General features: G+C 59.0%; 25 protein-coding genes. 10 read left to right on the top strand and 15 right to left on the bottom strand.

The window, feature by feature from the left end; genetic code table 11:
• Window positions 1-64: 64 nt before the first annotated feature.
• From SynA1544_RS04155 to SynA1544_RS04165, 3 genes are all read right to left on the bottom strand, one after another.
• Entirely contained in the window at window positions 65-787 is a 723-nt protein-coding gene (locus tag SynA1544_RS04155; RefSeq protein ID WP_186514925.1) for a GAF domain-containing protein, read from the bottom strand.
• Window positions 788-899: 112 nt separating this feature from the next.
• A complete protein-coding gene (locus tag SynA1544_RS04160; RefSeq protein WP_186515447.1) occupies window positions 900-1,193 on the bottom strand; it encodes a gamma-glutamylcyclotransferase in 294 nt (97 codons plus the stop codon).
• Window positions 1,190-1,435: a NifU family protein gene (locus tag SynA1544_RS04165; RefSeq protein WP_011128549.1), complete on the bottom strand. Its 246-nt coding sequence runs from the start codon at window positions 1,433-1,435 to the stop codon at window positions 1,190-1,192. The genes SynA1544_RS04160 and SynA1544_RS04165 overlap by 4 nt, the downstream gene beginning before the upstream one ends.
• Before the next feature lie 80 nt (window positions 1,436-1,515).
• Here SynA1544_RS04165 and SynA1544_RS04170 point away from each other — a divergent pair, with 80 nt between their 5' ends.
• Window positions 1,516-3,024, top strand: a complete 1,509-nt coding sequence (locus SynA1544_RS04170; protein WP_186515448.1) for a malate:quinone oxidoreductase — start codon at window positions 1,516-1,518, stop codon at window positions 3,022-3,024.
• 3 nt (window positions 3,025-3,027) lie between these two features.
• On the opposite strand, the gene SynA1544_RS04175 is transcribed toward SynA1544_RS04170, so the two are convergent.
• Window positions 3,028-3,348, bottom strand: a complete 321-nt coding sequence (locus tag SynA1544_RS04175) for a multidrug efflux SMR transporter (protein ID WP_136987605.1) — start codon at window positions 3,346-3,348, stop codon at window positions 3,028-3,030.
• 71 nt (window positions 3,349-3,419) lie between these two features.
• On the opposite strand from SynA1544_RS04175, the gene lepA reads away from it, so the two are divergent.
• A complete protein-coding gene (lepA, locus tag SynA1544_RS04180; protein ID WP_186514926.1) occupies window positions 3,420-5,240 on the top strand; it encodes a translation elongation factor 4 in 1,821 nt (606 codons plus the stop codon).
• A 27-nt stretch (window positions 5,241-5,267) separates the two neighbouring features.
• On the opposite strand, the gene SynA1544_RS04185 is transcribed toward lepA, so the two are convergent.
• The 6 genes from SynA1544_RS04185 to SynA1544_RS14985 all read right to left on the bottom strand — a co-directional run bounded on the left by SynA1544_RS04185 (window position 5,268) and on the right by SynA1544_RS14985 (window position 11,070).
• Window positions 5,268-6,944 carry a VWA domain-containing protein gene (locus tag SynA1544_RS04185; RefSeq protein WP_255477713.1) on the bottom strand — a complete coding sequence of 559 codons (1,677 nt, stop codon included), beginning with the start codon at window positions 6,942-6,944 and terminating at the stop codon, window positions 5,268-5,270.
• A 111-nt stretch (window positions 6,945-7,055) separates the two neighbouring features.
• Window positions 7,056-7,703 carry a Tfp pilus assembly protein FimT/FimU gene (locus SynA1544_RS04190; RefSeq protein WP_186514927.1) on the bottom strand — a complete coding sequence of 216 codons (648 nt, stop codon included), beginning with the start codon at window positions 7,701-7,703 and terminating at the stop codon, window positions 7,056-7,058.
• Window positions 7,700-8,134, bottom strand: a complete 435-nt coding sequence (locus SynA1544_RS04195; protein ID WP_186514928.1) for a hypothetical protein — start codon at window positions 8,132-8,134, stop codon at window positions 7,700-7,702. Before SynA1544_RS04195 ends, SynA1544_RS04190 begins: the two co-directional genes overlap by 4 nt.
• Before the next feature lie 156 nt (window positions 8,135-8,290).
• The gene (locus SynA1544_RS04200; RefSeq protein WP_255477715.1) at window positions 8,291-9,892 is read right to left on the bottom strand and encodes a hypothetical protein; all 1,602 of its coding nucleotides are present in this window, start codon (window positions 9,890-9,892) and stop codon (window positions 8,291-8,293) included.
• 105 nt (window positions 9,893-9,997) lie between these two features.
• Complete coding sequence (locus SynA1544_RS04205) at window positions 9,998-10,471, bottom strand: prepilin-type N-terminal cleavage/methylation domain-containing protein (RefSeq protein WP_186514930.1); 474 nt, start codon at window positions 10,469-10,471, stop codon at window positions 9,998-10,000.
• Window positions 10,472-10,551: 80 nt separating this feature from the next.
• On the bottom strand, window positions 10,552-11,070 hold the full coding sequence (locus SynA1544_RS14985) for a type IV pilin protein (RefSeq protein WP_304623022.1): 519 nt from the start codon (window positions 11,068-11,070) through the stop codon (window positions 10,552-10,554).
• A 121-nt stretch (window positions 11,071-11,191) separates the two neighbouring features.
• Between SynA1544_RS14985 and SynA1544_RS04215 the strand changes: the two genes are divergently transcribed.
• Complete coding sequence (locus SynA1544_RS04215; protein ID WP_255477717.1) at window positions 11,192-12,445, top strand: HAMP domain-containing sensor histidine kinase; 1,254 nt, start codon at window positions 11,192-11,194, stop codon at window positions 12,443-12,445.
• On the opposite strand, the gene SynA1544_RS04220 is transcribed toward SynA1544_RS04215, so the two are convergent.
• On the bottom strand, window positions 12,414-13,127 hold the full coding sequence (locus tag SynA1544_RS04220) for a response regulator transcription factor (protein ID WP_186514931.1): 714 nt from the start codon (window positions 13,125-13,127) through the stop codon (window positions 12,414-12,416). The genes SynA1544_RS04215 and SynA1544_RS04220 overlap by 32 nt on opposite strands.
• 75 nt (window positions 13,128-13,202) lie before the next feature.
• Between SynA1544_RS04220 and SynA1544_RS04225 the strand changes: the two genes are divergently transcribed.
• Genes SynA1544_RS04225 through SynA1544_RS04240 form a run of 4 tightly spaced genes read left to right on the top strand, consistent with a single transcriptional unit; the run spans window position 13,203 to window position 15,090 of the window.
• A complete protein-coding gene (locus tag SynA1544_RS04225; RefSeq protein ID WP_186514932.1) occupies window positions 13,203-13,616 on the top strand; it encodes a hypothetical protein in 414 nt (137 codons plus the stop codon).
• A complete protein-coding gene (locus tag SynA1544_RS04230; protein ID WP_186514933.1) occupies window positions 13,613-14,020 on the top strand; it encodes a hypothetical protein in 408 nt (135 codons plus the stop codon). Before SynA1544_RS04225 ends, SynA1544_RS04230 begins: the two co-directional genes overlap by 4 nt.
• Window positions 14,010-14,552 carry a Tfp pilus assembly protein FimT/FimU gene (locus SynA1544_RS04235; RefSeq protein WP_186514934.1) on the top strand — a complete coding sequence of 181 codons (543 nt, stop codon included), beginning with the start codon at window positions 14,010-14,012 and terminating at the stop codon, window positions 14,550-14,552. Before SynA1544_RS04230 ends, SynA1544_RS04235 begins: the two co-directional genes overlap by 11 nt.
• On the top strand, window positions 14,524-15,090 hold the full coding sequence (locus SynA1544_RS04240; protein WP_255477718.1) for a prepilin-type cleavage/methylation domain-containing protein: 567 nt from the start codon (window positions 14,524-14,526) through the stop codon (window positions 15,088-15,090). The genes SynA1544_RS04235 and SynA1544_RS04240 overlap by 29 nt, the downstream gene beginning before the upstream one ends.
• A gap of 31 nt (window positions 15,091-15,121) precedes the next feature.
• Here the strand turns inward: SynA1544_RS04240 and SynA1544_RS04245 are convergent, their stop codons facing one another.
• Entirely contained in the window at window positions 15,122-15,439 is a 318-nt protein-coding gene (locus SynA1544_RS04245; protein WP_186514935.1) for a hypothetical protein, read from the bottom strand.
• On the bottom strand, window positions 15,436-16,845 hold the full coding sequence (locus SynA1544_RS04250; protein WP_186514936.1) for a sensor histidine kinase KdpD: 1,410 nt from the start codon (window positions 16,843-16,845) through the stop codon (window positions 15,436-15,438). The genes SynA1544_RS04245 and SynA1544_RS04250 overlap by 4 nt, the downstream gene beginning before the upstream one ends.
• Before the next feature lie 29 nt (window positions 16,846-16,874).
• Between SynA1544_RS04250 and SynA1544_RS04255 the strand changes: the two genes are divergently transcribed.
• Together SynA1544_RS04255 and SynA1544_RS04260 are read left to right on the top strand one after the other, a co-directional pair.
• On the top strand, window positions 16,875-17,747 hold the full coding sequence (locus SynA1544_RS04255; protein WP_186514937.1) for an ABC transporter permease: 873 nt from the start codon (window positions 16,875-16,877) through the stop codon (window positions 17,745-17,747).
• Window positions 17,748-17,766: 19 nt separating this feature from the next.
• The gene (locus tag SynA1544_RS04260; protein WP_186514938.1) at window positions 17,767-17,982 is read left to right on the top strand and encodes a hypothetical protein; all 216 of its coding nucleotides are present in this window, start codon (window positions 17,767-17,769) and stop codon (window positions 17,980-17,982) included.
• A 2-nt stretch (window positions 17,983-17,984) separates the two neighbouring features.
• Here SynA1544_RS04260 and SynA1544_RS04265 read toward each other — a convergent pair whose 3' ends face one another.
• Together SynA1544_RS04265 and trmH are read right to left on the bottom strand one after the other, a co-directional pair.
• Window positions 17,985-18,158: a hypothetical protein gene (locus SynA1544_RS04265; protein WP_186494835.1), complete on the bottom strand. Its 174-nt coding sequence runs from the start codon at window positions 18,156-18,158 to the stop codon at window positions 17,985-17,987.
• Window positions 18,159-18,221: 63 nt separating this feature from the next.
• On the bottom strand, window positions 18,222-18,911 hold the full coding sequence (gene trmH, locus SynA1544_RS04270) for a tRNA (guanosine(18)-2'-O)-methyltransferase TrmH (protein WP_186514939.1): 690 nt from the start codon (window positions 18,909-18,911) through the stop codon (window positions 18,222-18,224).
• 83 nt (window positions 18,912-18,994) lie between these two features.
• Here trmH and SynA1544_RS04275 point away from each other — a divergent pair, with 83 nt between their 5' ends.
• The gene (locus SynA1544_RS04275; protein ID WP_255477719.1) at window positions 18,995-19,375 is read left to right on the top strand and encodes an MGMT family protein; all 381 of its coding nucleotides are present in this window, start codon (window positions 18,995-18,997) and stop codon (window positions 19,373-19,375) included.

Below are 19,375 nucleotides of genomic sequence, written 5' to 3' on the forward strand. Positions count from 1 at the left end.
ATATTTTCTGGTGATGTCAAGTGAGCATGGTGGTGCTGATCTCACCAGTTCATCTCCAATCGACTCAACCGTGATGGTTTGAGGATCCTGCGCGGCTTGTTTGGACCTCTGGAAAGTGAGCGTTCATGCAGTCCGGGCAGATGCCATGGCTGAAGCTCAGTGTGCTGTGTTGCATCAGGAAATGTTCGATCGGTTGCCAGGCTCCTTCTCTGTCGCGGACTGATTTGCAGTAGCTGCAGGTGGTGATCAGGCCTTGGGCGTGATGCATCTGGCAGAACTGATCCATCAGGGCCAAGGAGCGACGCCTGAGTTCCAAAAGCGTGGTGGCCTGTTCGGCCAGGCCTTGCATCACCTTGTATTGCGAATTCGTCAGTGATTTGGGAATGCGATCAATCACGCAAAGCGTTCCAATGCGGTGGTTGATATCGGTTTGGAGGGGGAATCCTGCGTAGAGCCGAATGTGGGGTTCTTCCTGAACGAGGGGATTGTCTCGGAATTTCTCGTGAAAGAGTGCGTCCTCCACTACCATGGGTTTGGAGTCGAGAATCGTATGGGCACAAAAGGAAACGTCCCGCTCGGTTTCGTTGGCTTCAAGTCCCACCTTTGACTTAAACCACTGACGCTTATCGTCCACCAAAGAGATCAAGGCGATCGGTGTCTGACAGATCTCCGAAGCCATCTTGGTGATGTTGTCAAAGGCCTTTTCAGGCTTCGTTCCAAGAATTCGATATTCGCTGAGTGATCTCAGCCGGGCTGCCTCATTGATCGGCTTGGGTGCTGCCTTCATATGTTCAGCTCACTATGCATGCTTTTGGTCTAAACCATGGATTCATTATTTCCTGTAAATATGCAGTGCGAATGTTTGCGCTTTATGTATTTTTTCTCTTCGACTAATTAATTTATTGCGTCGCTTCGTAGAGCCACACGCTGCGCCCATCCCTGAGGGTCACGCTGATGTGTTGATACACCACAGGCACCTCCTCCCAATCATCCAAGGCGGGCCAACAAGGCTCGGGCACCCAATACACCTCTCCTGAAATGGCCTCATTGCCTCGCTGCAGCATCGGGTAGCCACGGTGCTGGATCTCGATGAAGCCGTCAACGATGCCGTCGAGGTCTCGTTTTGCGCCCTTCAGCAAGTGATGGGCGCTGCCGTTGCTTTTGAGTGATCCGTAGACGAAGAGACGCTTCAGAGCACCTGCACCACTTCACTCACTTCGGGGATCGATTCGCGCATCTTGCGTTCGATGCCCATCTTCAAGGTCATCGTGCTGCTGGGGCAGCTGCCGCAGGCTCCCTGCAGCCGCACCTTCACGATCGGGCCGTCCAGTTCCACCACTTCAACGTTGCCGCCGTCGGCCATCAGGAAGGGGCGCAGCTCATCCAGCACCTTCTCCACGTTCTCAAGCGTGAGGGCCATGGTTTCAGTGCTCATCGGGATGAACCAGACATCAACGCCCCAAGGTTACGGAGTGGCCCCATAGGGTGACGAGAGCGGTTAACCCTCCAGCTCCGGTGCAGCACGACGGTTCGTACAACCCAGAGGCCCGCTACGACGCCGTGCTGGTGGGCGCCGGAATCATGAGCGCCACCCTGGCGGCGCTGCTGCATGAACTCGACCCGCAGCTGCGGATTCTTCTGGTGGAGCGCCTTGAAGCGCCTGCTCTGGAGAGCAGCGCAGCGGTGAACAATGCCGGCACCGGCCATGCCGCCAACTGCGAGCTGAACTACACCCCGATGCAGGCGGATGGCACGGTCGCCACGGCCAAAGCGGTGGCCATCAATGCTTCCTTTGAACGCAGCCTGGAGTTCTGGGGTTCGCTGCGGGAGCGGGGCGATCTCGACACCAGCAGCTTCCTCCACCAGGCGGCTCATATCAGTGCCGTGTGGACCCCGGAGAACATCGCCTTTCTGCGTCAGCGCTACAGCCAACTGAAAGACCTGCCGGCCTTTGCGCGGATGCGCTGGAGCGAAGACCAGAGCGAGCTCACCGAATGGATGCCCCTGGTGATGGCGGGCCGTGATCTCAAGCAGCCGGTGGCGGCCACCAGGATTGATCGGGGAACCGACGTGGATTTCGGAACCCTTACCCGGGCCTATCTGATGCCGTTGCAGCAGAGCGGAGCGCTCAGCGTGGAGTACGGCACCCAGGTGCACGACCTCAACCGTCTGCGCCGCAGCGACATGACCGAGGCCGACTGGCGCGTGGTGCTCAAGGGGCCTTCCGGCAAAAAAGAGGTGCGGGCCCCCTTTGTCTTCCTCGGTGCCGGGGGTGGTGCCCTGCCGCTGCTGCAACGCTCCGGGATTCCGGAGGCGGCTGATTTCGCTGGCTTCCCGGTGAGTGGCCTCTGGCTCGTCTGCGGTGATGCCCAGCTGGCCGATCGTCAGCGGGCCAAGGTCTACGGCAAGGCGGCGGTGGGGGCCCCTCCGATGTCGGTGCCCCATCTCGACACCCGCTGGATCGATGGCAAGCGGTCGCTGTTGTTCGGGCCCTTTGCGGGCTTCAGCAGCAAGTTCCTCAAGCAGGGCTCCCTGCTGGATCTGCCCGCTTCCGTGCGCGCCACCAATCTGGTGCCGATGCTGCAGGTGGGAGCCACCAATTTCGAACTGGTGCAGTACCTGATCAATCAGCTGCGCCAGAGCCCGGCGGAGCGGCATGAGGCGCTGCAGCAGTTCATGCCCACCGCCCGCGCCGAAGACTGGACCCTCTCGGTGGCGGGCCAGCGGGTGCAGATCATCAAACGCAGCAAGCAGGGCGGACGGCTGCAGCTGGGCACGGAGGTGGTGGCCTCCGGGGATGGCTCGTTGGCGGCGTTGCTGGGGGCCTCTCCGGGTGCCAGCACGGCGGTGACGATCATGTTGGAGGTGCTGCAGCGCTGCTTCAAGCAACGGCTCGACAGCGAGGCCTGGCAGCAGCGGTTGCTAGCCCTGTTGCCCAGCATCCAAGAGGATCCTCAGCAGGATCCGCAGGTGCTGCATCAGATGCGGGAGCGCAGCGATGCCTTGCTGGGGCTCACCGCCTGAGGCTCATTCCCCCAGATTCACCAGCACCACACCGGCGGTGATCAGGCCAATTCCGATCAACTGCGCGGGCTGGAGCATCTGGCTGTAGGCGAAGCGGCCCACCAGCACGATCACCACGGTGCCGATGCCGCTCCAGAGGGCATAGGTGATCCCCAGGGGAATGCTCAGCACCACCTTGGAGAGCAGAGCCATGGCAAGGGCGTAGGCGCTGAACACCAGCAGCGTGGGCAGCGGTCGGGTCATGCCCTCCGACAAGCGCAGGCAGGAGGTGCCGATCACCTCAGCACTGATCGCCAGCAGCAGCAGGGTCCAGGGATTGCTCATGACCACTGGTGCCGCTCCTTAGGATTGTGGCAACGACGCTTACTGGACCCGAGACGGGATTCCGCCGCTGCATGACCGACGCCCCCGTCTCACGGATCCGCAACTTCTGCATCATTGCCCACATCGACCACGGCAAGTCGACCCTGGCCGACCGGTTGCTGCAGGACACGGGCACCGTGGCCAACCGGGACATGCAGGACCAGTTCCTGGACAACATGGATCTGGAGCGGGAGCGGGGAATCACGATCAAGCTCCAGGCCGCCCGGATGAACTACACGGCGGCCGATGGGGAGGAGTACGTCCTCAACCTGATCGATACCCCAGGCCACGTGGACTTCTCCTACGAGGTGAGCCGCAGCCTGCAGGCCTGCGAAGGGGCGCTGCTGGTGGTGGATGCGAGCCAGGGCGTCGAAGCCCAGACCCTGGCCAACGTGTATCTGGCACTGGACAACGATCTCGAGATCATCCCGGTGCTCAACAAGATCGATCTTCCCGGGGCGGATCCGGATCGGATCAAGGAGGAAGTGGAGGCGATCATCGGCCTCGATTGCAGCAACGCCATCCCCTGCTCGGCCAAGACCGGCATGGGTGTGCCCGAGATCCTGCAGGCCGTGGTGGACCGGGTGCCCCCACCGAAGGATGCGGTGGAGGAACCCACCAAGGCCCTGATCTTCGACTCCTATTACGACCCCTACCGGGGCGTGATCGTCTACTTCCGGGTGATGAGTGGCCGGATCAACTGCAAAGACAAAGTCCTGTTGATGGCCAGCAAGAAGACCTATGAGCTCGATGAGATCGGGATCATGGCGCCGGATCAGAAGAAGGTGGATGAGCTCCACGCCGGTGAGGTGGGGTATCTCGCGGCGTCGATCAAGGCCGTGGCCAATGCCCGTGTGGGTGACACGATCACCCTGGTGAATGCACCGGCGGATGAGCCTTTGCCCGGTTACACCGAGGCCAAGCCGATGGTGTTCTGCGGCCTGTTCCCCACCGAGGCTGATCAGTACCCGGATCTGCGTGATGCTCTCGACAAGCTGCAGCTCTCCGATGCTGCGTTGAAGTACGAGCCGGAAACCAGCAGCGCCATGGGCTTCGGCTTCCGCTGCGGCTTCTTGGGCCTGCTGCACATGGAGATCGTGCAGGAGCGGCTCGAGCGCGAGTACGACCTTGATCTGATCGTCACCGCCCCATCGGTGATTTACAAGGTGAACATGATTGATGGGTCCGAAGTGATGGTGGACAACCCCGCCACACTTCCGGATCCGCAGAAGCGCGAGTCGATTGAAGAGCCCTATGTGCGCATGGAGATTTATGCGCCGAACGATTACAACGGTGCCTTGATGGGCCTCTGCCAGGAACGGCGCGGCGATTACATCGACATGAAATACATCACCACTGATCGGGTGACGTTGATCTACGAATTACCGCTGGCGGAGGTGGTGACGGACTTCTTCGATCAGATGAAGACGCGTACCCAGGGGTATGCGTCGATGGAATACAGCCTGATTGGCTACCGCAAGAACCAGTTGGTGCGCCTTGATGTGCTGATCAACGGCGAGCGGGCCGATGCCCTCACCACGATCGTCCATCAAGACAAGGCCTACAACGTGGGCAAGGCCTTGGTGGAGAAACTCAAGGAACTGATTCCCCGCCAGCAGTTCAAGATCCCAATTCAGGCCTCAATCGGCAGCCGGATCATTGCCTCCACCAGCATCAGTGCCATCCGCAAAGATGTGCTTGCTAAGTGCTACGGCGGTGACATCTCTCGTAAGAAGAAACTGCTGAAGAAGCAGGCCAAGGGCAAGAAACGGATGAAGGCGATGGGCAAGGTGGATGTGCCGCAGGAGGCCTTCATGGCTGTTCTGAAGCTGAACGACGGTGGGGGGAGTTAACTCCTACACACCGTTCGTGGTGTTTGGTCAAGGTGTTTGCCCTCCATTTTGTTCAATATCATCCTCGTTATTGCAATGGTCGAAGTTTGCACTTGGATTGCTCGGATCACAATCTCCGAGATTGTTTCCATGACCGTTGTTGTCTTTGCCGACTTCGAGGTAAGTACCACGTGTCAATTCTGAGAGCTTCATCAGCCAGTCGGATTTCAGATCAATTGATGTGGCGTTAACGATCAGTGGTTGATCTTTTCCTTCATAACTTCTGTTGTTGTTTAATTCTGCGTATTTGAGAGCCGTCGGATCATGGTCGTTGTTCTTCCAGCTACCACCATCAGGGTCTTGATCTGGTTCTCCATCTGTGAGTATGTAAAGAGTGTCTGTTTTTGTGTCGTCGAACACATCTTCAATGGATGGCCAGGGATCTGTTCCTCCCCATCTGCTTACTTTGCCTGCATCAAGACTGTTGACAAATGCCAAGGCCGACTCCCGTTTACCTTCGTCGCCAAGGCGAACCAAGCCATTGGATGACTCCATCCACTCTTTATTGTTTTGATAGTTTCCAGAGCTGAAGGTTGTGATCCCGATGTTTGTATTGTCTGGTAATTGATTGATGATCATTGTCATCTCGCTGATGAGAGCCTCCATCCTTGTTAGTGCGCAAATTTTCCTAGTGTCGCGATATCTTTTCTTGTTTGGATCGTAGAAGGTTCTCCAGGAACCGTAGCCATCGCCCCACATCACACAGGCGCTCATCGAGCCTGATCCATCGATCACAAAACGAACATTGCTGCTTGTGATGTTCTGGAAGAAAGCTCCATTGAGCGGCCCGCCTTGGCCTTCTTCTCCAAAGTTGTCGATACGTTTATCGGCACGTGCGAAGGCGGTGAAATACAGGGGTTGATAGGTCACCTGTCTGTCACCTACCCCCAGTTTGTTGATGAAGCTTTCGGTGATCGTGTCTTCATCCTGTCCCTCGCCTGCTGCGGTGGGGTCAATGAACTTCATCAATTTATAGTTGGTGTCGGTTTCAATCCGCAGTGCGGGTTGGCGTTCCGATCGGCTCGGTGTTTTACCTGCAGTGAAGGTGAAATCCGTGCTGTTCAGAATCTGGGCCTTGGTGGGGCCATCTTCTACACAAACGCTGGCCAGGCTTTCGCCTTCCTTGAGTTCGCTTTCCTTGCGGCAGGGAATGGCGCCGATGTCTTCAAGGACGCGAGAGAGAAACACATCCGCCGTTTCGTTGTATTTTCCATCTGGATTCAGCGGTGCACCACAGCGTTCAATCGTGAATCCGCCTGAGCTCAAGCTCATGCCATAGAGAACGGGTTGATTCAACTCAATCATTTTCACCCCGAACAAGGGCTTGAAGGGCCGGTTGCCAGCCAGTGCTGTGCACTCGCTCACCAAGGATGTATAGCGGCTGTCATTCAGATTGATATGGGTTTGATCCTCTGTGAAGGCTTCTGATTTATTGAGCACAAGGTGCATGCTGCGCTCCACTTCTGAACGCATCAGGCGGAGGCCATTGGTGGAATTCTGACGGAGCGTTGTTTTGTCTTCGGATTGCTTGATCAAGGTGCCCGTGGATTGCAAAGCCACGCCAGAGGCCATGATGAGGAGTGTTCCAACACCTGCGGAAATCACCAATTCGCTCATGCCAGCAAAGCCATTCTTTTCTGGCTTGCGTTGAATGTTGGCAAGCAAGGCTCTTGGTTTCATGACCTTGTTACAGCTTGATCCTTGTACTGTTGTTGATTGTGAGGCCGATGTCCTGGGTGAGAGGTGATGATGCTCTGAGGGGTGCGTGAGAGATTTTTATTTCACGCAGCTGGAGGTTGAGGCATCCCAGCTGGCTCGAACGATCGTCCCTGTTCCTGAAATTTGCAGACAGCGGGTGCGCAGGCGTTGTTCCTCGGTGTTGGTGGAGCGGATCAGAAAAATAAGATCCTCCGACATGGTGCTGGTACCAGGAGGTGTGAGCTCATAGCTCGACAGATTCACACTCACTTCCACCGCGTCTGATTCTGGTGTTCCCTCCCGATCGAGCAGGCGCAGCGAACGGTCGCGGATGATTTTTGCTTTCTCATCGCCACTGGAGCCTTCAGCTAATAATGTTCCAATCTCAGGCCCATAGGCACAGCCGCTGGATCGACCTGCCGCTTCAATATCGCTGTTGCAGCATTCGATCCGCTCCGGGTGGTCTTGCATCTCCACCACATCGGCGGGGGCGGCGAAATTGCTGAGCCCGTTTTGGTCGAAGTTCAATGTGCAACTGGTTTTCTGTTGGCCGAGCTTGGCGCGCAGGCCAAAAAAACCGGCCTCCAATTGCTGGGTGTAGCGGTCGACCTCTCCCTGACGCATGTTGCGCAGGTAGGACGGAATCGCTGCTGTCAGGCCGATGGTGACGATCACCATCCCCACAAGCAGTTCAAGGAGTGAAAAACCTGCTGATTTTGATTTCATCGTGTGCTGTAACACTTGGCTGCAAAGTTTGGGGTCATTTCAATGATCCTTTGTTCTGCTTGGACCTGTTGTTCGGGGCCTTCAAAGCTGTAGAAAATGCGCAGAATTCCAGGGATGGAACTACTGTCAAATGTTCGTTTAATAGCTGCCAGCCGAGGTTCTGGTGCAACATTTTGGAGGTGACTGCTGAGTGCCTCTGGGGGATTGGTGCAAGCACTTTTTAGGTCTTCTTGGCCTCCATTGTCGATAATCCACTCAGCGGTGTAGTAGGAATCTTCTTTCTGCATGGCTTGAATATTGTCATTAATGGCTGCTTCAATCCTTGCTCGATCTGAGAGGTTGGCACTGCCACTTAAAGCCGCAACCGAAATTCGACTGACCGCTGCTAAGGCAGAGGCGAGAAGAATTCCTGCGATCAGCACCTCGACCATGGAAAAGCCATTAACTGGTTTTCTTGATCGTTTCTGGTGCCGATAGTGAGGTCTGTTCTTCACCCGATGGTGTTACTCAATAACAATTGATGTGTTCTACTAATTAGTTTTAACTGATTGTTGTTGTCTGGAACTGAGTGGTGGATGAGCGTTGACTTACCAACGCCGGAATGTATCGAGCCCTGTGCCGCGGATCCCACGGGTCACCATCTGGCCGTAGCCCGGAAAGTTCTGGCTTTCCCAATCCCACTGTTCATTCAGATCACGAACAACAGTGCTGTCTCCGCTGGTGCCGGTGATTAAGCTGAAGGGGCCTGCATCGGTGCAGATGCCATCGGCCCAGATCAGCCCATTCAGGCTGGTGCTGCTGCTGCCTGTTTTCACGATGCCGGGAATCAGATGCACGCTGGCAGCAGGCAGGCTGTCGCCATCAAAGGCGAGCACGTATTTATCGGTTGAAGGCGATGCCCCGCAGCTGCGCACACCGCCTGGTTTTGGTGCAGCAGACAAAATGATCAGTTGTTCCGGTTTGTCGTTGCAGGCATCGCTGCCGGTGTTGACGCCGCAGAGCTGGGCGCCACTGCCAAGATTGATGCTGCCGCTGATGCCTGGTTCTGAGGGGTCCACTGTGGAGGTGCCGGGATATTCCAAGTGCAGCACCACCGGGCGGTTTGCACTGGTTTCGATCAGCAATCGTGTGCTGGTGAGGTTGATATGTTCCACAAAGATGTGACAGTCGTCTCCTGTTCCTTTGCAGAGTTCGCTGGCACTGAGCCTGATCACAGAACCGCCATTTTCTTCCAGGTCATCCCGTTCTTCGGCGCTGGCTGAATCGGAATCACGGCTGCAGGCAATGGCATCGCAATCGTCTAAGAAACCGGTGTCGTCAAAGCTCCATACTCGGCTTTTGTCGGAGTTATTGGCTTTGTCTTGGGTGAGGCCAAGGTTCCATAAATTGCTTGTGGGCAATCCTTTCTCAAGGATGGGAACAATTCTGTTTTCTAGATTGTCGTTGGTGTTGCTGGCTCCTACATCCTCGAGCAGGTTGTAGGGCAAGCAACCGTTGGCGGTGAGATAGCGATCGGCTGAGTTGACATTCAGCAGTACTTTGCCATCCCCGGATGCTCCATTGCTGTCCAGAATTTCGGTGTCTCCCAGTGAAAGTGTCTGGCCCGCCAGCACCGCCCAATCCCCTTCACCGGCAACAATCGAGTTCACATAGAGCGAACGAAGCAGCAGGGTTCTTGCGAGATAGCCCTTGCCTGGATCATCACCATCGCGCACCACCAAGCCTTCGATCTGGAACCGTCCTTCCCCTGCACCGTTGTTGCTGGCCGTTGCCGTGGTGGTGTATCCCCGTAGTCGGTACTGCAGTTGGATGTTGGCTTTCCCATCATCCCGTTGGCTTGATGTGCTTTCTGTTAATGCAACATGGGGAGGTTCTCCCGTGCTTGCGCTGGCCGGCACGGCCTCGGGCAATAGGCCGCGGTTGGTGCATAGTTCTCTTAGAGGAAAATCAGCTTGGTTGGAGGCGTTCCAACCCCATTTCTCACTCCCCGAACTATCGATATCTCCGCCATGGTGATCAAGGGTAAAGAGGTAACCCTTGTAGGCCGTGTTGTCGTCGTTGTTGAGTTCGCTGAGAATCCTGTTGAATCCATTCAAGGCAGCCGTTTCGGCCATCTGTTGATAACTCTCAGCGGCTCCTAGCTTGCGGCCCATCAATTGCCGAAGCAGCAATCCAGTGACGCCGGCCATAAGTACCATCCCCATCATCAAGGCAATCAACATCGAAAGCCCCTGCTCCTGCTTGGGGATCTTTCGTGCTGAGTACTTTTTGTAGGGAGGGTGTGGAAATTTCATTTATCCGCAATTGGGGGCTGAAGCGGCGGTGATTTTGGTCCCTTTATTGATACCGCTGGCGCCGTTGGTGAGATTGATGCAAGCGACGATGTTGAGATTGGGGGCTTCATCATGCGTGGCTCTGATCGTGAAGAGATTATCGGTGTTTCTGATGGCAACGTCGTAATACCCTCCTGCTAATGTGATTACTTGAAAGTTGTTGGATGTTGCAGGACCGTTTTCCGTCATGACTGCACTGGTCTCGTTCAGCTCAGCCCAGCTAGTAGGTAAAACACCAAATTCATCGGCATAGGAGGCGATGGTGGTTTGGATTTGAGCGACTGTTGATGCTGCTTCGTTCTGGCGGGAACGATTGACTTGGTTGAGATAATTGGGGAGTGCCAATGAGGTTAAAATGCCCACAAGACTGACTCCTACCATTAATTCTGTTATTGTAAATCCACCTCTACTTAATATTTTTAGAGAGAATTTCATTTTGTTAAGCTTTCTTTGCTTTTTGGTTTGTGGTAAAAGCGGCCATAAGGCCGCTTTTGTGTCTCTCTTTTGCCTATGTATTAGCAGCTTGGTGCGGTCGGTGCACTTCCTGTAGTGCTTGTTGCTGCACCCTTCTTGCCAGTGGCATAGTTCACGCAGAATGCTCCATCGTATTTGCCTGCGAGGTCACCTATTCCCGTTGCAGTAAGAGTGTATACGTTCGAATCTGCGTCTCCTCCTGATGTGAAATCACAGATGTTGGAGTTTGTGTCTGCTTCATCTACCAAAGCGGTTAAGGATGCATTCCCAGCGGCTTCGCTCTGTAAGGCTTCTGCTGCAACAAGACCCATGATGTTGCCGCCCTTGGTGGTGCATTCAGTTGCTTTGGCTTTGGCTGTTTGATTCAAGAAGTTGGGAAGTGCAACAGCCGACAGAACGCCAACAATCACGATCACGATCATCAGCTCCACCAGCGTGAAGCCCTTCTCGATCAGATTTCGGCCCTTTTTACGGTTGAGCAGTGCCAGCTGAAGCTTGGAATTGAGGGAAGTCATTCTTAAAAGTTGTTGGTTGGTGATGTGCACCGTTGGTGCCGACATGACAACCATCGCCTGATCCGTTGGCGTTGAAAGAAGCCCTGGCTAAAGCTTCCCTAAGAACGCTCTTAGCTTCTTTCTCAGATTTGTGGGCCTGCGACCTCTCCCCTCTCTGCGCGTCTGGTTGCAATCCACATCCCTGTTGGCGGTTGTGGCGGGCTACATCGCCCTGCTGGCCTTCGGTTCCTCCATGGCGGAGGCTGAGCGCTTGCAGCGGCACCAACGCCTGGTGGGTCAGATCCAGGCTGGTCTGCGTGGCGGCACCCTCAGCCTGCCGCTGCCGCCCGGATTTGATGTGGAGGCGGATCTGCTGCCTGACGGCCCAGTGGAGCCAGAGCCGATTCTGCGTCCCATCGGTGATGCCTCATGGCTGGTAAGCCGCCGCCCGTTGCTGTTGCCCAATGGCGCTGGTGCTTTGTTGGAAGTGCGGCAGAACATCACGGCCTCGCTTCGGAGCCAACGCAGGGATCAGTTGCTGCTGGTGGCTGCCGCAGGTGGATCGATGCTGCTCACCTCGTTGTTGCTGCGGCTGGTGATCTGGCGGGGTCTTCTCATGCCCCTGCAGTCCCTCACCGGGGATCTTGCCTCGCTCAGTGTGGACTCCCTCGGCACAGTCAGCCTCGATCCCGTCGGCCAGTCCCAGGAACTGCAGCCGATCGTGACGGCCTTCAACCAACTTCAATCCCGCTTGGCGGAAGCGTGGCAACGGGAACGTCGCTTTGTTGATGGCGTGGCCCACGAACTGCGCACCCCGATCACGGTGATCTCCGGCCATGCCCAGAGCCTGCAGGCCGATGCCTCCGAAGTAATTCGTCCGGTGGTTGGCCTCATCGCCGCCGAAGCGACGCGCCTGGGCGACTTGATCACGGTGATGCTCGATTTTGCCCGGGGCGATGCCGGGCGTTTGTCGTTGTCCATCAGCGAGCTGGATGCAGAGACCCTGGTGTTGGAGGCCTTTGAGAGGCTCCAGGCGCTGGCGCCTGATCGCTTGCGCTTGGCTGCTCCCGCTAACGACGCAGCGTTGATGATCCACGCCGATGCAGAGCGTGTGCAGCAATGCCTCGCCGCCCTGGTGGAGAACGCGCTGAAATTCAGTGACGGGGCGGTGCAGTTGGCGGTGACGACGTCATCGGATGCCGTAAGCCTGCATGTGCGTGATCAAGGCCCCGGCATCCCTGAAGCCGAACGCACCCAGGTGTTGGAGCGGTTCGTGCGTGGCAGCACCGCCATCGGCACCCGCGGCAGCGGCATCGGCCTGGCCACGGTGGTTCTGTTGATGCAGGCGATGCAGGGCGAGCTGCGGATCGCTGATGCCCCGGCGGCTGGGGCCGACCTGCAATTGCGCTTCAAGATTTTGGCTCCCCCACCCGCGCCATGAAGCCCACACCGCGCACGGTGTGGAGCAATTGCGCTTCCCCTTTCGCTTCCACCTTTTTGCGCAGGTAGCCCATGTAGACGTCGAGGGTGTTGGGGTCGCCAACAAAAGGTGCACCCCATACGGCATCGAGAATCGTTTGGCGCGACTGCACTTCATCCGCATTGCGCACCAGGAACAGCAGCAGTTCAAACTCCCGCTGCGAGAGCGCAATGCCGCGCTCTCCCCGCTGAACGCAGCGTTCGATCGGATCCAGCAGTAGGTCGCCCAGCGCAATGCCGGTGGCTTCCCCTCGTGCCGCCTGCTCATAGCCGCCGCGGCGCAGCCGGGCCCGCACCCGAGCATGCAGTTCCTTGAGGTTGAACGGCTTGGTGAGGTAGTCGTCCACCCCCGCATCGAGGGCCTGCACCCGTTCGTCCACATCGTCGCGGGCGGTGAGCATCAACACCGGCGTGGTGTTGCCGCTGCTGCGCAGCCGGCGGCAGAGCTCCACGCCCGAAAAGTCGGGCAGGGTCCAGTCCAGCAGCACCAGATCGAACTGTTCCTGGCGCCAATGCAGCAGAGCGTCCTGGCCGTTGTCGCAGCCGATGCAGTGATGTCCAACGCCGCTGAGTTCCTCCACCAGGAACCGCAGCAGTTCCGGGTCGTCATCGACGATCAGCAGCCGGCTCTGCTCCGGACTCACGGGCTGGATGCAATCACTTCAGGCTAAGTCGGCCCACCAGCGGGGAATGCTTCATCCAGTGTTGGTTGACGTTGGATGCGATGGCCTGATCCACAGCAGCGGGGCTTTGCCTTGCCCCTGGCCCTCACCACCTCGGCACTGCTTCTGCTCAGCAGTTTGTCGTTGCAGACCCTTGCCTTGCATGCGCGCCAGCGCAGCCGTCAGGCGCTGGCCACCGCCCAGACCCTTGATGCTGAACGCTCGGTGGCGATGGTCTTTCAACAGCACGCTGCCGGTGCCCATGCCTGCCTGTTGGCCTTGCCCTCCTCGGAGTGGGAGGGATCCGATCGTTGCCCTGGGCTGAACCCTGGGCTGCTTCAATCCGGCCGTGTCGCCGATCGCGATTGGCAGCTGCTGGATTGGCAACCCCAAGGTGCGCGAGCTGGAATCCTGCAGCTGCGTTGGAGTGATGCCCGCCAGAGCCGGCTGGATCTGGAGCTGCTGCCATGACGTTCACAGAAGTTGTCGTCTCCGCGGTGATCCTGGGAATCAGCAGCCAGGTGTCGCTCCAGGGCTGGTCGCGCACCAGCCAGGCCGCCGCCGCATCGGCCCGCACCGATCAGCAGGTGCGCTTGCTGGAGCAACGGCTCCTGGCCAGTCGCCGTGCCTTGGCCAGTGCACCCCTCGCTGCTGCCGATTGCCGTTGGGATCGTGATGCGGTGGCCGGTGTTCTCGAGGGCTTGCCCAAAGACGCCCACCTTGAAACGTCATGGCGTTTTGAACCGTCAGCGGATGGTCTCTGGCTTGCCGTCGAGCTGAAGGATTCCGATGCTGCGATCCCGTTCAAGCGGGGTCAGTTGGTCACCCCCGCTGGGCTGGGGCATTGTCCCCGGGAGTCCAGCGATGCCCAGTGATCTGGCGCGCTCTGACGGGTTGAGCAGGACTCGGCCCGATGGCTTCAGCCTGGTGGAGTGCCTGGTGGTGGTGGCGCTGCTGGGGATCCTGGCGACCTTGGCGATTCCCAGCTCCAGTGCCGTGCAGCGGCGATTGGAACTGGATAGCGGCCTGCGCCGCTTGCGGGTGGGGCTGGATCGGGGCCGAATGGCAGCGCAACGGGATCGCCAGCCCTGTGCCCTGCAACTGAGCGCGACCGGTTGGCAACCGACGCTGGCGGGCGATCTGCCGGCCTGTCGGGGAGGTGTGACGTCTTTGGCTGAGACCGGTTCAGGAGAGCTGGAGCTGCGCAGCAACCTGCCGGACGCCGTTCGCTTCAGCACCAATGGCCTGGTGCTGGATGGCGGTTTGGTGCTGTTGTCTCACCCCAGCCATGCCCAGGCCTTGTGTCTGGTGATTGGCCTGCCCCTGGGCATCAGCCGCAGTGGTGTTTACCGGGGGGATCCAGGTGGCTCCTTAAGCAGTGCCCTCTGCCAACCCAGCGATGCGTAAGACCTGCACCGCACAAGGCTTCACCCTGGTGGAGTTGATGCTGGCGGCTCTGTTGGGGTGCCTGCTCTGCGGTGTGGTGTTTCAGCTCCTGTTCGCCGAAGCCCGCCAGGGCGGCGCGTTGGCCGAAAGCCTGCAGCTGAAGCAGTGGCAGCGCCGCACGCTGGAGTTGGTGAAAAGCGATCTGGAACGCGGCTCCAGCTGGCAGATCGACCCAGATCCCGCCGGGAGTTGGCCCTGTGGCTTGGCCGGTCGGCAACCGAAACTCGCCATCACCCCAACAGACGGCTCCGCTTCTGTTGTGTACAGCCTGGGGCCAGCGCCATCGGCGATCTGGCGCGGTGATGTGTTGATGCGCTGCGGGCCTGCCTTTGATCTGCAGGGCGGAATTCGAAGCGGGAGTCGTTATCAGAACCGTGTGGTCTTGGATGGCGTGGATCGCTTTGAGCTCATCCAGCCCCCGGGGCTGCCGGTCTTGCAGATGCAGCTCGAACAACGCACTCGCCGCGGAGCCCGGGTCAGCTCTCGGGGGGTGGGTTAGGCCTCAGTGGTGGGCTCTGGCTCCGGAGCGATCAGAAAAAAACTATCAATGCCAGTTCAGACAGGGCCAGGAACAGGTGGTCCAACCAGCCGAAGTCCACGCCCATGCCCATGGCGGTGATCCAGCTGTTCACCACCACCATCACCATCGCAAAGATGGCCAACACCATTGCGGCAAGAGGCCGCAGCAGACGCCGTTGATCCCGGAGCGTCCACAGCAGGGGAATCAAAACAACCGTGCAGACGCCATGCAGGATCCGCATCGACACATCGCTGTGCATGTGCGGTGTGATCGCAGCCCAGAGGTTCACCGGGATCAGCAGTGAGCAGAACACCAGGAACGGAATCATGACGGCAACACCACGGTGAAGCAGCTGCCTTCTCCGAGGCGGCTGTGCAGCTCAATGCTGCCGCCCATGCCCTCCACCAGCAGCTTCACAACGGAAAGTCCTATGCCCGACCCCGTTTTGTCCGGGGCGTTGCTGGCGCGTTGAAAACGCTCAAACACCTTGTTCAGCTCGGTCTCTGGAATGCCGATGCCTTGATCGATCACATCGATCAAGACGGCACTCGCGCTTTGCCGCAGCACCAGCCTGATCGGCGTCTCCTGGGGTGAATACTTGTCGGCGTTCTCGATCAGATTCAGCAGCACCTGGCGCAGGCGGGCCTGATCGGCCTGAGCCACCGCATCACGGGCTGTTGGATCCTCAGGCAGCTCCAGCAGCAGCGGGCGGCTCAAGGTGTTGCGGGCAAGATCCGCCACCTGTTCCAGTTGGTCAGCGAGGCGCACAGGCTCCTTGGTGATCGCCAACCGGCCGGAGTCGCCGCGGGAGAGGTCCAGCAGATCGTCCAGCAGCCGGCGCATGCGGATGCTCTCTTCTTCGGCGGTCTGCAGCCCCTTCACCTGGTTGGGGTTGAGGTTGTCGCCGCGTTTGATCGTGCGGTGCAGATAGCCCTGAACGATGGTGAGGGGCGTGCGCAGTTCATGGCTGACAGCGCTCACGAACTGGCGTTGCTGGCTCCAGGACTGGGCCAGCCGTTCCAGGAGTTCGTTATAGGTGCGGCTCAGCTGCATCACCTCGATCGGGCCCTCACCCAGCTGCAATTTGGAGTTGGCCAGGGTGTCGGCGGTGAGTTGGGAGGTGGCGGCATTGAGTTGATCCAGGGGCTGCACAATCCGGCGCACCACCCAGCTGACGCTGAGCAGGGTGATCACCAGGCAACTCCCCCAGATCAGGATCATCAGGACCAGGTAGTTGTTTAGGGCCTGCTCGTTGGAACTCACTTCGTGATGAATCCAGAGATTGGATCCATCGGGGAAGCGTTTGACCAACTCTGTGAGCAGCCGCCGGTTCTCCACATCCACAAGCCGTTGCAGGCCCACCGTTCGGTTCGGATTGATGGCCATCGAGGCCATCACGTCTGCTCTGGAGAGCTTGAGATGGTCGCTTTCGGGCAGCACCAACTGGCCATTGGCTTTCTCCACCCAGAGTTTGGTGCGAGCACTGGAGTGCACCAGCAGTTCTTGCCGCACAAAACGGTCATCGCTTCCCCCTGCGGCCAGGCACTGCTGCACCGAATCAGCACTGCTGCGCAGGATCCGTACCTCGTTCTGGATCAGGTTGCGCTGACCGATCCACAGGCCCACCGAGGACGCCCCGGTGAAGCCGAGGAAGACCACCAGATAGGTGGCCAGCTGCAGCTGGCCTTGCAGGCTGCCAAGCAGCCGTTGTCGCCAGCGGTAGCGGGACGCCATGACTTCATTCTTCCGCGGTTCGGGAGAAAATGCATCTGCCCGAGGCCAACCTGCCCGTGACCCGCAGCCTCTCCACCCGCATGGCCCGCTGGGGCCTGGTGATCGTGGGGATCTACCTGCTGGTGGCCTTGGTCACGCCGTTGTTGGTGAGTGCTGGCGTCCTTCCGGACGCCAATGCCGGCCTGGAGAACCCAATCTACTCCGGCCCCAGCTGGACCCATTGGTGCGGCACCGACCGGCTCGGCCGGGATGTGTGTGTGCGCACCATGGCCGGCAGTGGGGTGGCGCTTCAGGTGGTTTTGCTGGCAGTGGGTCTGGCCCTGCTGGTGGGCGTGCCCCTGGGCATGGTGAGTGGTTATTTCGGCGGCGCTGTCGACCGTTTGATGGTGCTGCTGATGGACACGCTCTACACCCTGCCGGTGCTGTTGCTGTCGGTGGTGTTGGCGTTTCTGTTGGGCAAGGGCATCCCCAATGCAGCAGCAGCGCTCTGTGTGGTCTATGTGCCGCAGTATTTCCGGGTGGTGCGCAACCAAACTGCCCAGGTGAAGAGCGAATTGTTTGTGGAAGCCGCTCAGAGCCTGGGGGCGGGGCCGCTCTGGATCCTGCGGCGCTACTTGTTCCGCAACGTGATCACCTCAGTGCCGGTGCTGCTCACCCTCAATGCCGCCGATGCGGTGCTGGTGCTTGGGGGCTTGGGATTTCTCGGTCTGGGCCTGCCGGAGACCGTGCCCGAGTGGGGCGGTGATCTCAACCTGGCACTCGCAGCAGTGCCCACCGGTGTGTGGTGGACGGCGCTGTTCCCCGGTCTGGCGATGTTTGTGTTGGTGCTGGGGTTGTCCTTCCTTGGCGAAGGCATCGAGGCCTGGGTGAGCGGCGCAGAAGCCCGGCCCGCGTCAGACTGAACCCATCAGCACGGGTGTGATGGCCTGGTGGATCAGCTTGATGTTGCTGAGCATGGCCGCGTTGCTCTGGAAGAAGAGCTGCGACAGCACGGATGACGTGATCGCTTTGCTCGAGCGGATCCTGGCCACCACTCTGCTCCTGGTGGTGGTCTTGGTCAGCCGAAATCTGCTGCTGGAGTCGGCGGTGTTGATCGCCGCGGTTCAGTTGCCTGGGGCACCGCGGCGACAGCGCTGATCTCAGGCGGGTTTCGGTGCCTTCACCTCACGGATCGAAATTCGGCAGGAGCTGGGGAAGATGGCGTGGGCCGCTTCCACGGCATGGGTGAGATCGTCGGACTGGAGCATTTCTTCGCCCCATTCGTTGCCGCAGTGGTAGGTGACCGCGTACTGGTGCAGCTGTTTGTTGTCCATTGCTGACAATCCGCTGCTTTGGTTATGGCCCAGGGTTCGCCGAGATACAAGTCTTCCGTCGGATCAGCAGCGCAGCTTCACAGTTCGCGGTAACTCCTCCATCAGCTCTCCCTCCTCACTTAAGGCCGGGTATGGCCGTTGCTGGTCCCGGCACCAGCGGGCCACCTCGGGATAGGACCACTCAAACATCAACTGCTTGTACTGCTCCGGCTTGAGTCCTTCTCCCTGGGTCGGTGCCAGGCCGGCCACCTGGCGTTGGCGCAGCGCTTCAAACAGCAGCGTCGCCGTGGCGACCGACACGTTCAGGGACTGCACCATGCCGCGCATCGGGATGAACAGCGCTTCATCCATCAGATCTCGGGCCTGATCGGTCAGTCCCCATTTCTCGGCCCCGAGCACGAAGGCGGTGGGGCCGGTGAAGTCGCAGTCCCGGTAGTCCTTGGCATCCACCCCCAGGTGGGTTCCGTAGAGCCGGAACCCTTTCGCTTTGAGATGGCGAATGGCTGTTTCGGCATTGGGATGGTCGTGCAACGGCACCCACTTCTGGCTGCCCTGGGCCGTGCTGTTGAAGGTGCGCGGACGCCCGTCGAAGCTCACCGCATGGGCTTCCAGCGCCCCGACGGCATCGCAGCTGCGCAGGATGGCGGAGAGGTTGTGGGGTTTCTCCACGTGTTCGAGCAGCACCGTGAGATCCGCCATGCGGTGGTTCAGCACGGATTTCAGCCGCTCAAACCGTCGCGGCAGCAGGGGCATGGGCGGTCAGTCGGGAGAGAGCAACAGGTGGGGTCCTTCCATGCTTTGGGGTCTGGAACGACAATCAAGAAGTCAGCGCTTCCGTGGCCATCCAGATCCCGCTCAAGGATCCCTCCGTTGAACCGTACGTCTCCGACGGCACGTTTGATCAGCGTGTCTGGAGCCAGGTGGCCCGCATTCCCCACGGTCGCTTGGCAACCTACGGCCAGATCGCTGATTTGATCGGTGCCTATGGCTGTGCGCGTCAGGTGGGGTGGGCCTTGCGGCGGCTCAAGCTCCCGTCCAGCGTTCCCTGGCACCGCGTGGTGAACGCTCAGGGCCGGATTTCGATGAGCCTCAGCCGTGAGGGCAGTGACTGGATCCAGCGGGATCTTCTGCTGGCTGAGGGCATTCCGGTGGATGGGGAGGGGCGTTTGCCACTGCGTCAGTTCCTCTGGCAGCCGGACGCCCATGCTGGAGATTGA

The sequence above is a fragment of the Synechococcus sp. A15-44 genome, assembly GCF_014280115.1.
GTDB lineage: Bacteria > Cyanobacteriota > Cyanobacteriia > PCC-6307 > Cyanobiaceae > Parasynechococcus.

Coding starts and splice junctions, on each gene's coding strand:
- SynA1544_RS04265 (WP_186494835.1), bottom strand. CDS start 18,158: ATGGACAACAAACAGCTGCACCAGTACGCGGTCACCTACCACTGCGGC.
- SynA1544_RS04190 (WP_186514927.1), bottom strand. CDS start 7,703: ATGAAATCAAAATCAGCAGGTTTTTCACTCCTTGAACTGCTTGTGGGG.
- SynA1544_RS04260 (WP_186514938.1), top strand. CDS start 17,767: ATGGCCTGGTGGATCAGCTTGATGTTGCTGAGCATGGCCGCGTTGCTC.
- lepA (WP_186514926.1), top strand. CDS start 3,420: ATGACCGACGCCCCCGTCTCACGGATCCGCAACTTCTGCATCATTGCC.
- SynA1544_RS04230 (WP_186514933.1), top strand. CDS start 13,613: ATGACGTTCACAGAAGTTGTCGTCTCCGCGGTGATCCTGGGAATCAGC.
- SynA1544_RS04225 (WP_186514932.1), top strand. CDS start 13,203: ATGCGATGGCCTGATCCACAGCAGCGGGGCTTTGCCTTGCCCCTGGCC.
- SynA1544_RS04155 (WP_186514925.1), bottom strand. CDS start 787: ATGAAGGCAGCACCCAAGCCGATCAATGAGGCAGCCCGGCTGAGATCA.
- SynA1544_RS14985 (WP_304623022.1), bottom strand. CDS start 11,070: ATGTCGGCACCAACGGTGCACATCACCAACCAACAACTTTTAAGAATG.
- SynA1544_RS04205 (WP_186514930.1), bottom strand. CDS start 10,471: ATGAAATTCTCTCTAAAAATATTAAGTAGAGGTGGATTTACAATAACA.
- SynA1544_RS04195 (WP_186514928.1), bottom strand. CDS start 8,134: ATGGTCGAGGTGCTGATCGCAGGAATTCTTCTCGCCTCTGCCTTAGCA.
- SynA1544_RS04200 (WP_255477715.1), bottom strand. CDS start 9,892: ATGGCCGGCGTCACTGGATTGCTGCTTCGGCAATTGATGGGCCGCAAG.
- SynA1544_RS04235 (WP_186514934.1), top strand. CDS start 14,010: ATGCCCAGTGATCTGGCGCGCTCTGACGGGTTGAGCAGGACTCGGCCC.
- SynA1544_RS04165 (WP_011128549.1), bottom strand. CDS start 1,435: ATGAGCACTGAAACCATGGCCCTCACGCTTGAGAACGTGGAGAAGGTG.
- SynA1544_RS04255 (WP_186514937.1), top strand. CDS start 16,875: ATGCATCTGCCCGAGGCCAACCTGCCCGTGACCCGCAGCCTCTCCACC.
- SynA1544_RS04245 (WP_186514935.1), bottom strand. CDS start 15,439: ATGATTCCGTTCCTGGTGTTCTGCTCACTGCTGATCCCGGTGAACCTC.
- SynA1544_RS04175 (WP_136987605.1), bottom strand. CDS start 3,348: ATGAGCAATCCCTGGACCCTGCTGCTGCTGGCGATCAGTGCTGAGGTG.
- trmH (WP_186514939.1), bottom strand. CDS start 18,911: ATGCCCCTGCTGCCGCGACGGTTTGAGCGGCTGAAATCCGTGCTGAAC.
- SynA1544_RS04250 (WP_186514936.1), bottom strand. CDS start 16,845: ATGGCGTCCCGCTACCGCTGGCGACAACGGCTGCTTGGCAGCCTGCAA.